A 12,281-nucleotide genomic window follows, 5' to 3' on the forward strand; every position below is an offset into this window, starting at 1 on the left:
GTCATTTCAGTCTTCGCCGGTCAGGAAGGGCAACCGGGTTTCCAGCTGGCGGATGGACTCCTCGGTCAGGAACACCAGCAGGTCACATTCAATCTCGTAGCCTTCGAGGCGGTAAGGGATTTCCACGCACATCAGTTTTTCCTGGCGCTGGTTGTGGTACTCCACCAGGTGATCCACACGCCGGTGGCGACCCAGCACCATGGGCTGGCCCAGGCCCAGGTGGATATCCATCTGCTCACCCACGCCCCGCAGGAACGCCCCGAACAGAATGCTGGACATGTCCATCAGTACTTCGATATCCAGGGCGTCAGACTCCACATCGCCATAGTCCAGCAGCCGCACCATGTCCTCGATGGTGGAATCCGAGAACAGCAGTAGTGCTTCACCGGCCAGGCCGGCACCGGTGAATCCCTGACATACGGCAGAGTAGGTTCCTTGCTGCTCGGTGGCCGCTGACAGCAGCATGCTAAGCTCGCTGCGATAAACGGTGGTGATCTTCGGCACAGGCAACTGCACGAACACCTTCAGCAGCCGGGCGAGCAGGTCCGCCGCCTGGCCCATGGCGACGTTGGAGACTTCCTGCAGAAAGTCAGAAAGTCCCACGCTGAACGGCGCAGTGGGGTCGTCCGGCAGGTTATGGGGCTGGGGCGCAGAGGCGTCCGGCTGGTAGAGACCGAACTGTTCGAGCAGGCGAGCCAGCAGGGCTCGCTCAACCGGCTTCCGGACGAAGTCGATGGCTCCAAGGTCCGTCACCCGTTTGCGGGCCTCCGGCTGGATATCGGCGGATACCACCAGGGTCATCACAGGCAGGTCTTCACGCCGAATGGTCTCAAGCACCTGGTAGCCGTCCATATCCGGCATGTTCAGGTCCAGCAGCAGGAGGTCGGCGTCACCCTGGCGGATGAAGTGCAGGGCCTCCTGGCCGTTTTCGGCATACCGGATCTCGGTTTTCCAGTCCCGGGGCAGGGCGCGGGCCATCTGCTTTCGGGCCATGGCCGAGTCGTCGCAGATGAGGATGCGGGTTTTCATGGGATAACGCTCGCCCCGAAGACGGAATGGTGCCTTCCCTGCCTGACGATCAGGCGCCTCCAGCGCCCATGGGAGAGCGAGCATTATACTCGGATAAAAAATGTACATAACGGGTGAACCGTTAAAGCCTGCAAAACCTGGGCGTGACGCTTGGCTTTTTTTGCAAAAGCGGCGGTACGGCACAGTTCAGAGAAACTGGTACACTTCGCGCATCTGACGAAAACTACCGGGAGCCCAGGTGTGACCCCCACTTTCTACTGGCATGACTACGAAACCTTCGGCGCAGACCCCATCCACGACCGGCCCTCCCAGTTTGCCGGCGTGCGCACCGATGCGGACCTGAATATTATTGAAGATCCGCTGGTGATCTACTGCAAGCCGACAGACGATTACCTGCCGCACCCGATTGCCTGTCTGATCACCGGTATCACCCCTCAGAAAGCCCTCGAGAACGGCTTCCCGGAGGCGGAATTCATCGCGCAGATCAACGAGGCCTTCAGCCAGCCAGGCACCTGTGCGGTGGGCTATAATAGCCTGCGCTTTGACGATGAAGTTACCCGCCACACCCTTTACCGTAACCTGCGGGACCCCTACGCCCGGGAATGGCAGAACGGCAACTCCCGCTGGGACATTATCGACATGGTACGGCTGACCTATGCCCTACGCCCGGAAGGCATTGAGTGGCCCCGCAAGGAAGACGGCAGCCCCAGCTTTCGCCTGGAAGAGCTCACAGCCGCTAATGGCATCGCCCACGAGGCTGCCCACGATGCCATGTCGGATGTGGAAGCGACCATCGCGCTGGCGAAACTGATCAAGGAGAAGCAGCCAAAGCTGTTCGAGTTTGTCGTCAACAACAAGGACAAGCACTCTGCCCGGGCCATGCTGGACACGGCAACCATGAAGCCGGTGTTCCACATCTCCGCCAAGTACCCGGCTACCCGCGGATGCTGCGCCATGGTGGCGCCGGTGGCAGAGCACCCTACCAACAAGAACCAGGTGATCGTCTACGACCTGCGGGAAGACCCCACCGAGCTGATCAACGCCACGGCGGAACAGATCCGGGAACGGGTCTTCACCGCCCAGGCGGATATGGGCGAGGGCGTCACCCGCTTTCCGCTGAAAGGGGTACAAGTCAACAAGTGCCCGGTACTGGCGCCAGGCACCATGCTCAAAAGCCTGAGCCCGGAGCGCCTGGAGCAGCTGGAACTAGACGGCGAAACCCTGCGGCAGAATCTGGCCAACCTGCGGGCCGCTGACGGCCTGTCTCAAAAGATTGCCGAAGCCTTCGGCCACCAGCCGGAAAGCGACCTGACCGACCCTGATGAGCAACTTTACAGCGGCGGCTTTCTCAGCAACACCGACCGGGAGAAGCTCAACTGGGTGATCAGCCAGCCCCCGGAGGCCCTGGGCGAACTGGATATTCGCTTTGAAGACCCACGCCTGCCGGAGTTGCTTTTCCGCTACCGCGCTCGCAATTACCCGGGCACCCTGATTGATGGTGAGCGGGAACGCTGGGAGGATTTCCGCCGCAAACGCCTGATGGAGCCGAAGAAGGGGTGGCTGTCGATGGAGGCCTACGGCCGTGAGCTGCAGCGATTGGCGGGCAATCCGGATATTACGCCGGAGCAGATGCACATCCTGGAAGAATTGCACCTTTGGGGTGAGTCGATTGTGCCGTATTTCTAGGGACCGGGTGGGGATAGGGCCCGGAAACCGGGCTCTTGAGAAGGTTTAGCTACGCAATCCACGGCCCTTCGACAGGCTCAGGGCGAACGGGAGCCAAGGGGAGCTTTGGAGTGGATCCGTTCGCCCTGAGCCTGTCGAAGGGTCAATAATTCCGTCGCACAAAAAACCGTTTACCGACGCCGCAGAAAATAAACCGACAGCGGCTGCCCCACCAGGCTCTGCACCTGGCTGCCCAGCGCCTCGGCGCGCACCTGCCGTGCCACCGGCGCCAGTGCCAGGCTGTGGCCGTCGCTGTCCCGGGCCTTCACCAGCTTCCAGTCCACCTCGTTGCTCACCAGGCCCATCAGGTCTTGCAGCTGGCGGATGTCCTGGGGGCGGAACCAGCGGTCGCGGCAACCGCCGAGGCCGTAGAAATCCTCCTCCTTCAACAGGTCCTGCCACTGGGGATCATTGGCATTATTCAGCGCCATACGACGCAGGCGGCGCAGCGTCTCCCGGGTGGGTTGCAGGTTGTGGGCGGCAATCAGCTGACGAATCTGCTCGTCGCCTTTGGTCTGTTCCGCCACCGCTGTGTGCATATGCACCACTGCGCCACCGGTGGTGGCATCGCTGACCAGCGCAGCCAGAGACAGCTCCGACATGGCGGGAGAGGGCAGACGGCCGACCTCCACCCAGTGAACCTGGTGCCCATCCGCCACAAATCGACGGGCCACGGACCAGGGCCAGAAGACGATATTGGTCAGGCCCATCTCGTCTGCGCGGCGGGCGGCCGTGGCGACATTGGCCAGGGACTCGTCCACGGCGATCACTTCCACGTCATCCAGGTAACGGGCCAGCTCCAGGGCCCGCTGGCCAGACTGCGCGCCGCAGATCATCATGCGCAGTGTGCCGGGCAGTGCAGAGGCGTCCAGTCTCAGTTCCTGGGCCATAATGGTCTTCAGGCTGCTACCGGCGTGATAAGCCAGGCGCTGCCAGCTGGGCCACGCTTGGGGTACGTCGGTACGGGCCAGGGTGAGTTCTTCGGCCTTCTCGTCGAAGTTCTGCTTGATGGCCTCGTCCATGGCGCGGTCGTAATAGCTGGCGGCCATCACCGGCTGCAGTGCGGCCGGCCAGTCCGTCAGTGACCATTGCCCGAGCTGGGTGGCAAAGTGCTGATGGAACAGGGCTCCGTACATGGCGCTGATCATCACACTGCCGACCAGGGCTTCCACCGTCTCGTTCATGGCCAGTTGGGCGGCAATGCTGTCGTTGATGGTCTGAACCAGGTTCTCTTCGTCATCCACAGCCACCAAGGCGTAACCGGTGCGGTCCACGTAACGTGCGATGGCCAGGGTCAGGGGTTGCAGCTCGTCCCGCAGGGAGACGGTCTGGGCCACTTCCGCGATGATGGCCCGGCGCAGCAGCGTGACCAGCTCCTCAATGGCCGGGTCTGGCATGAGGGTTCTGTCCAGGGCCAGGATTAGCAGTTCGTCGTCGGCGGCAGCGTCCAGGAACACCTCGGCACTGGGGTTATCCAGATCGTATTGTTGCCGCAGAATGGCTGCACAAAAGCGACCGATTTCCTGGTGGGGCAGCTCGTCCCGTCGCAACAGGGCAATGGCGTCCAGCGCCAGCTCCGTGTCCGCCTTGTGTACCTCGATCTGCGCTGCACATTGCAGCATGCCGCTGTAGACGCTGGGCCAGTCCAGCCCAAGCTGAATCAGCTTGCGGTAATGCAGGTAGGCGACATCAAACTGACCCTGCTCCCGCCTGGCATGGGCCACACCGCAAAAAGCGGCGGCGGATTGCCGGTCGAGCTCCAGGGCCTGCAGGAAGTAGTTCTCCGCCTTTACCGGCCGTTCAGCCTTCAGGGCCCAGTAGCCGAGGTTGCAGTATTGCTGGGGCTGCTCCGGCTGCAGTGCCAGGCTTTGTTCGAACAATTCGGCTGCCCGGTCCAGGTCACCTTCGTCCATCGCTACCCGGCCGAGCAGGCCAACTGCGGCGGCATGGTCCGGCTCCAGCGCCAATGCCTGGTCCAGAAGCTGCCGGCAACCATGCCGGGCCTGCACCCGCTCCAGGTAACGGCGCTGGGCGTTATTGGACTCGCCGTAGGCCGCATTGGCCTTCAGCACCAGCCGCGCCACCTGGGCCTTTTGTGAATCAGACAGCTGGACGTTGTATTGTGCTTGCATGGAACACCTCATGGACCCGGCCGCGGCAAGGGCGGCAATAGTCTGCAGTTATTTGACGCTTATTGCGGTAGTTGAGGGAGATGTTGCGAAGGGTGTGCCAGTTTTGGTGATTATTCGTCTGAAACGAAAACGGCCGGCATAGGCCGGCCGTTTTCCTGCAGTAGGTTGGCTATTAGCCCTGCAGCAACTGCAATACCTGCTGCGGTCGGGCATTGGCCTGGGCCAGTACCGACAGGCCGGCGGATTGCAGTACCTGGGTCCGGGCCAGTTCGGCTGTTTCCGCCGCGAAGTCTGCATCGCGGATACGGCTGTTGGAGGCCGAGAGGTTCTCCGAGGTGGTGCTCAGGTTGGCGATGGTGGACTCAAAGCGATTTTGCACCGCACCCAGTTCTGCCCGGAAGCCGTTGATCTTGTCGAAAGCGTAGTCGACGGCTACCAGGGCTTCTTCAGCGCCATCACGGTTGGAAATATCGATTTGTCGCATGGTGACGACATTGTCTTCGGTCGTCGTAATGTCGACAAGATTAGCCGGGTCACCTGTCACGTCATCGAGTATTTGCGGTGACGTTATAGATACCTCGAACGGCTCGCCAAACTGGGAGGAGAAAATCAGTTCGTCGTTATCGGAGTTGAGGTTGGCTTTAACACCAGTTTCGCCTGACTGGGCATTGATCTTGGCGATGATGTCATTCAGTGAAGTGGCTCCTTCGATCGAGATGTCAGTGTCATTTACTGTAGCTGTGAAATCCATTGCGTCGTCAGCGCTTCCCGATTCGAAACGATCGGTAATACTTGTAGCTGCTTCGACTGAGTCCGGCGCGACTACCGCCACACCCTGAGGCGCTACCTGAAACCCGGAAATTCCAATCGTCGCGCTGCCAGATGTATTGTTGGTTAGTATGAAGTCGTTATCAGCAACCTGGAAGTCGATATCAGCGAAAAGGTTATCCCGTAATTCTTGCTGAACCGCTGCCGCAATGTCTTCAGGCGAATTATCTCCCGCTGGCAGTGTGACAGTTAAAGATTGGGTTGTAGTATTGACCGTTGCGTCAAAGGTTATCTCAACACCCGCTTCAAGGTTGCTTAGGGAATTAATATCTATTCCAAGGTCTGCAGATGAGCCTCCGACTAGACCAGAAGGATTGTTGGTCGCATTGACGGGAGCTGGAGCCGTTTCGTCATAAAACGATCCCTGAATATCCAAAGGTTCAGAAGTGTTGTTCTCCCATACAATGGAGTTCCCTTCGACACGAACAGAGATGCCCTCCAGCTCTGCCTGGGCGGCCAGTTGGGTATTCAGGCTATCAGCAAGGCCATTGATAGGTGCGGGTAAAGCTCCAGAGAAGTCGTTTGCTGTTACCGAAATGGGGACGCCATTAACTGAGCCCTGGAACCCGACATTTGGCGTTGCGCCGGTAAACGTAAGGCCCGAAAGATCAGATGATTCTTCGCCGGCCGCTACGGGGTATCCGCTAAAGCCTGATGTGTAAGCCAGAATCCCGCCTAGCATGTTCCCTTTTGCATCCAGGCCTGACACCCCGATGGTTTCACCGGAATTTGCGCCAACCTGGAAAGTTTGGGTACCTAAAGTCCCATCCAGAACCTTGAGTCCGTTAAAGCTAGTCTGCGCGGCAATTCGGTCAATCTCCGCAATCCGCTGCTGGACCTCCTGGTTGAGTGCCTGGCGGTCGGAGAGGCTGTTCGTTGCGTTAGCTGACTGGACAGCGAGCTCGCGGATGCGTTGAAGGTTAGCGGTGACTTCGTCCAACGCGCCTTCAGCGGTCTGGGCGAGGGAAATACCGTCGTTGGCATTTCGTTGGGCCATGTTCAGACCGGTAATCTGGGATTCGAAGCGTGTTGAAATCGCCAGGCCGGCGGCATCGTCTTTCGCAGAGTTGATCCGCAGACCGGATGACAGCCGTTCCAGCGCGACGTTGGCATCGCCCTGTGACGCATTCAGATTGCGCTGTGCGTTCAGCGACGCAATGTTGGTATTGATGATCTGGGGCATAACCCTTCTCCCTGCTCAGAGATGCCGGACTGTGATCCCGAGAGTGGAAACCGTGCCGGCGCAAATTCGTTGAATTGCCGTTTTGCCGGGTATCTAGCGAAGGGTGTGCCAGTTTTATGGATGGAGGCTTAATATATTGTTTATAAGAGAAAAAGTTTGGTCAGGGTGCGAGCGAGATCGAGGGGTGCGCCAGAATGCTGGCGCCAGGAAGGGAAACGAATTGCCGCTTTTTCAGCCAAGAATCCCGGATGGGATCCTCAGGCATCAACGAATAGTGAGACGCGAGACCCGGGCACCCACCCGGGATTCCGGATGGGCTTGCAGGCCAGGCATTACCTCAGAACGGATACTGTCTGGGTGTTCGCTGCACGCTGACCCACTGCACCGTTGAGAACTCCTCGATGGCCCAGTCGCCATTGAAGCGTCCCAGTCCCGAGTTCTTCTCGCCACCAAAGGGCAGGGCGGCCTCATCGTTCACCGGCATGTCATTCACATGGGTCATCCCGGCCCGCACCTGGCGGGCAAAGTTCAGACCGCGTTCCGGGTCGCCGCTGAACACCGCACTGGACAGTCCGAACTCGGTGCCGTTGGCAAGCTCCAGGGCATGCTGTTCATCCCGGGCCTTCTGGATGCCAGCGATGGGCCCGAAGATCTCTTCGGCGCTCAGTTCCATCTCGGGTGTGACATCACCGAATACGTGGGGTGAGAGCATCTGCCCGCTGACCTCGCCTTCCAGCAACACCGTGGCCCCTTCCGCCTTCGCGCTTGCAATCTTGCGCTGCAGACCCTCAAGCTGGGATTGATTGATGATCGGGCCGATGGCGGTTTCAATGTCTGAGGGATCACCGACTTTGAGTGTTTTGACGTGGGCTACGAAGGCATCCACGAACTCGTCGTAGCGGCCCTGGTCCACAATGATGCGGTTGATGGCCATGCAGATCTGGCCCTGATGCAGGAACTTGCCGAACACCGCGGCCTTTGCGGCCTGCTCCACATCAGCATCATCGAGAACAACAAAGGGACTGTTGCCGCCCAGCTCCAGCGCTACCTTCTTTATATGGTCACCGCCGGTGGCGATCCGACCGATGTTCTTGCCAACGGGCGTAGAGCCAGTAAAGGAAATCAGCGCAGGCACCGGGTGGGCGACGAAGTCATCACCAATCTCGGACCCGGCACCCACCACAACACTTAGCACACCCGATGGAAGCCCGGCCTCTTCGAAGACGCGAGCCAGTAGCAGCCCGCCGGTTACCGGCGTATCACTGGCAGGTTTGATGACCACTGCGTTACCAAGGGCCAGTGCTGGTGCAACCGAACGCTGGGACAGGTGCAGCGGAAAATTCCAGGGGCTGATAACACCCACCACACCCAACGGGCGCCGGTAAACCAGATTGTCCTTGCCTGGGATGTCGCTGGCTATGGTGTAACCGTGCGCCCTTGCCGGCATACTTGCCGCTTCCAGGGTAATCGCCCTGGCGCTGCCCCACTCAATCATCGCTTTCAGCCGGGTGCTGCCGGATTCGCGAATCAGCCAGTCGATGATCTCCTCTTTACGCTCATCGAAGATCGACACGGCCCGAAGCAGCACGGCTGACCGCTCTGAAGGCCCCCGGTTGGCCCAGTCCTGCTGGGCCGCCTCGGCCTTGCGGTAGGCCTTGTCCAGATCTTCAGAGTTGGCGAGCCGGATGCTCACCAGTTCCTCTCCGGAGTACGGGTTCATCACCGGGCGCGTGGTTTCACTGCTGCCCTCGCGCCATTCACCGGCCAGCGGTTGCAGATGAAAATCCTGATACGGGTCAGCCATTGCACACCTTCCTTCATGTTGAGTCTGAAAGTGTCAGTGTAGCCGGTGGAGACGCTGATTTTGGGTTGAATAGGGGGAATTACTGCGGGGCTGATCTGGGGTGTCTGTCCCGGAGAAAAGGGGGCGAGAGGGCGCCCCCTGAGGAGCACCTTAGCTGTCTGTCCATTCCGGCTTGCGCTTCTCCAGAAATGCACAGATACCTTCCCGCGCATCATCTGCCTGCAGGTTGTCCGCCATGATCTGAGCGGTATAGTCATAAGCCTCAGCCAGTGGCATCTCCAGTTGCTGATAAAATGCACCCTTACCGATCTTCAGCGTGTGTCCGGATTTTCCGGCAATCGTGCGGGCCATGGTGTATACCGTTTCATCCAGCATCGATTCATCAACAACCCTGTTGATCAGCCCGATCTGTTCCGCGCGGGCAGCACTGATCATTTCACCGGTGAGCAGCATCTCCATAGCGTGCTTTCGGGACACATTGCGCGACAGGGCCACCATGGGCGTTGAACAGAACAACCCGATATTCACCCCCGGTGTGGCAAAACGGGCTGAATCCGCCGCAACCGCCAGGTCACAGCTGGCCACCAACTGACACCCGGCCGCCGTTGCCACGCCAGCCACCCGGGCAATCACTGGCTTTGGCAGATTCACAACCTGTTGCATCACTTTGCTGCACTTATCAAAAAGCGCTAACTGGAATTCATAGCTATCAAGCTGGTCGCGGATTTCTTTAAGGTTGTGCCCTGCGCAAAACACATTACCCGCAGCCCCAAGCACCACTACCCGTGTAGTGTCGTCTGTTGCAATATCCGTGAGGGCCTCCGACAGGGCATCAAGCATGGCCATGGAAAGGCTGTTGCGCTGGTCGGGCTCATTCAGTGTGAGCGTGGTAATCCCGTTATTGTCGGTATCTCGTGTCAACAGTTTGGTCATTACTGATCACCTCATTTTTGTTAGGTCGGGGCTATTTTCAGGTGATCAGTATCGGCCACGGGGGGCCTGCTGTCGAAGGGTACCTACTCGGTGCCCCCATCCTTCGACGAACTCAGGATGAGCGATGGAACGTGGCTGACCCCGGTCCCAATTGTTCCGATGAAATGCAGTGGCGCTGCGGTCAGGGCGGGTTTTCTTTGGAGAGTGTCTGTCCCAGTCGTCCCTGTGGGCCGGGCCTCACCTGAATGCCCGGACTGACGGCTGAGTGGGCTTTTACATTCCTTTACAAAATCCACGAAATTTTTTCTAAAGGAACCTGGTGAAGCGCCGTTAAGCATTGCAACAGGGCGGCGCTCCCAACCAGATGAGAACGGGCGCCAGACCTTTTCCATGAAATAACGACATCTGTCGAAGGAGAAGCATAATGGCTCTCGGTATTAACACTAACGTTGCGTCACTGTCTGCTCAGAACCAATTGAGCAATTCCCAAAAGCTGAACGATCAAGCTCTTGAACGTTTGTCATCGGGGCTGCGGATCAATTCTGCAAAAGACGATGCCGCTGGCCTGGCGATCTCAACCCGTTTCAGTGCCCAGATCTCGGGTCTGAATGTTGCTCAAAGAAACGCTAACGATGGCATTTCTTACGCTCAGACAGCGGAAGGTGCGCTTGGCGAAATTACAAACGCTCTTCAGCGAATCCGTGACCTCTCCGTTCAATCAGTAAACTCTACTAACAGTAGTTCTGATCGCGCGGCCCTTGACCAGGAAGTGACCGCTCTAAAAGATGAGGTTGAACGAATTTCCCAGAGTACTCAGTTCAACGGTCAGAACATTCTGGATGGTACCCTTGCAGATCTGACGTTTCAGGTTGGGGCAAACGAAGGTCAGGTCATCAAAGTGTCTGGTGTTGACTCACGAACATCACAGCTGGGTGCATCAGTCGCGACTGGCACTGCGGTAAAAGATTTTTCGAATACAGCTGACGGCACTGGCGATTTGACTATTGACGGCGGTAATGGTGAAGGAGCCATTGCTGTAGACGTGAATGGTCTTACCAGTCTAGACCAAGTTGTCGATGCTATTAATGCGAAGACAGAAAAAACTGGTGTCACTGCACAGCGGGAAGCGGAGGTAAGTCAGAAATTTACAATTACCGATGCCACTGCCGCCGCGACGATTAAGGTTAATGGCACTGAGATCGATTTGGTTAGCGGTGATGACGAGAATGACATCGCAGAAAAGATTAACGCTGCTGGGGCTGGCGTGACCGCAGAGGTTTCTGCGACCAATGAAATCACTATTACCTCTCAGGATACAAAGTTCACTCTGACAGACGCAGATGCTGATGGGGCGGGCTCGGGTACTGCCTTCATTTTCGGTTCTGCTAATCAATCAGGAACATACGAGTCAGGTATTAAGCTTACCGGTGCCGTGGATAACACTATCGCAGTAGCGGGGGATGCCACCGCAGCTTATGGCCTTAATACCTTAACTACGAGCCAGAGTAAGTTGTCCACACTTTCCGTTGCCGATCCGACCTCTGCGGCGAGTGCAATTACTACAGTTGATTTCGCCCTGGATCAGGTGAACAGTCTCCGGGCAGAGTTGGGTGCGGTGCAGAACCGTTTCGAATCCACAATTTCGAATATCGCTTCAACCTCAGAAAACCTGAGCGCAGCCAACAGCCGAATTCTGGACGCCGACTTCGCCGCAGAAACCGCGAAGCTCTCCAAGTCCCAGGTACTGCAACAGGCCGGTATCTCCGTCCTGGCCCAGGCCAACGCCCGGCCGCAGCAGGTTCTGTCCCTCCTGCAGTAAGGGGCTGACGGTAACAGCCGGAACCTTCGGGTTCCGGCTTTCCGCCGTTTGAGGATAGCGAGGTAAAGCTATGAATGACGTTAACCTGAGCAACCCGAACCTGAAGCTGGTGCGCGCCAGCGACCAGGCACCGGTGAAGGCACTGTCGTCATCTCAGGCCGAAGGCAGGAATGCCTCCGACCTGGCATCGTCATCCGCAGGCCGTACGGCGCAAGCCCGCTCCGCCGAGCAGTCCAGTGAGCCTTCCAGGGCCGAAAGGCTTCAGGATCGCAATGAGGATCAGCAAGAGCAACTGGGTGAGGCCGTTACCCAGCTGAATGACTTCGTACAGAACGTTCAGCGGGACCTGCAGTTCGAGGTGGATAATGACGCTGGTCAGACCATCGTGAAGGTGGTGGATCAGGAGACCAAGGAGGTTATCCGCCAGATTCCGGATGAGGTTGCCATGAGGTTGGCAGAGAACTTGCAGCAGAACGAACCGCTGACGTTGTTAAACATCAAGGTGTAGAAGCTTGCCGCTTTTGGCCTGATGCTAGCAACGGTTATCCAGCACCGCCGCACCTGAGAGGGTCCGGCGGTGTTCTGCGTTCTGAGTGATTGCGGTGGAGCGACCCTTCGACAGTCTCAGGGTGGACGGAAAGAAAAACTGAAAAGACAAAAAGTTACTGGCCACTAAATCCACGAAATCCACGAAAATTAAAGAATAGGTTTTGTGGATTTCGTGGATTTAGTGGCAAAAGTCCTTTTTTTCTGTGTTCTTCCGTGGTTTTCGTGGATAAAAAAGATCTTGTTACACGCTGTTACAAATCGGCATAGGGATTTAGCGAA

The 12,281-nt window shown here is 57.9% G+C and carries 8 protein-coding genes; 3 read left to right on the forward strand and 5 right to left on the reverse strand.

Annotated elements, in window-relative coordinates; all coding sequences use genetic code 11:
- Window positions 1–6 precede the first annotated feature (6 nt).
- Entirely contained in the window at window positions 7–1,113 is a 1,107-nt protein-coding gene (locus tag BM036_RS06410; RefSeq protein WP_342714393.1) for a response regulator, read from the reverse strand.
- Window positions 1,114–1,269: 156 nt separating this feature from the next.
- On the opposite strand from BM036_RS06410, the gene sbcB reads away from it, so the two are divergent.
- Window positions 1,270–2,715, forward strand: a complete 1,446-nt coding sequence (gene sbcB, locus BM036_RS06415) for an exodeoxyribonuclease I (protein ID WP_091849631.1) — start codon at window positions 1,270–1,272, stop codon at window positions 2,713–2,715.
- 170 nt (window positions 2,716–2,885) lie between these two features.
- Here sbcB and BM036_RS06420 read toward each other — a convergent pair whose 3' ends face one another.
- The 4 genes from BM036_RS06420 to BM036_RS06435 all read right to left on the reverse strand — a co-directional run bounded on the left by BM036_RS06420 (window position 2,886) and on the right by BM036_RS06435 (window position 9,634).
- Entirely contained in the window at window positions 2,886–4,886 is a 2,001-nt protein-coding gene (locus tag BM036_RS06420; RefSeq protein WP_091849633.1) for a tetratricopeptide repeat protein, read from the reverse strand.
- Window positions 4,887–5,058: 172 nt separating this feature from the next.
- Entirely contained in the window at window positions 5,059–6,897 is a 1,839-nt protein-coding gene (locus BM036_RS06425; protein ID WP_091849635.1) for a flagellin N-terminal helical domain-containing protein, read from the reverse strand.
- A gap of 337 nt (window positions 6,898–7,234) precedes the next feature.
- Complete coding sequence (locus BM036_RS06430; RefSeq protein ID WP_091849637.1) at window positions 7,235–8,701, reverse strand: aldehyde dehydrogenase family protein; 1,467 nt, start codon at window positions 8,699–8,701, stop codon at window positions 7,235–7,237.
- Between the two features lie 150 nt (window positions 8,702–8,851).
- Complete coding sequence (locus BM036_RS06435; protein WP_091849639.1) at window positions 8,852–9,634, reverse strand: enoyl-CoA hydratase; 783 nt, start codon at window positions 9,632–9,634, stop codon at window positions 8,852–8,854.
- 424 nt (window positions 9,635–10,058) lie between these two features.
- Between BM036_RS06435 and BM036_RS06440 the strand changes: the two genes are divergently transcribed.
- Together BM036_RS06440 and BM036_RS06445 are read left to right on the forward strand one after the other, a co-directional pair.
- Window positions 10,059–11,453: a flagellin N-terminal helical domain-containing protein gene (locus BM036_RS06440; protein WP_091849641.1), complete on the forward strand. Its 1,395-nt coding sequence runs from the start codon at window positions 10,059–10,061 to the stop codon at window positions 11,451–11,453.
- A gap of 70 nt (window positions 11,454–11,523) precedes the next feature.
- Window positions 11,524–11,961: a flagellar protein FlaG gene (locus tag BM036_RS06445; RefSeq protein ID WP_091849643.1), complete on the forward strand. Its 438-nt coding sequence runs from the start codon at window positions 11,524–11,526 to the stop codon at window positions 11,959–11,961.
- Window positions 11,962–12,281: the final 320 nt, after the last annotated feature.

Origin of the sequence: Marinobacter segnicrescens, from assembly GCF_900111555.1 — a bacterium.
Taxonomy (GTDB): Bacteria; Pseudomonadota; Gammaproteobacteria; order Pseudomonadales; family Oleiphilaceae; genus Marinobacter; species Marinobacter segnicrescens.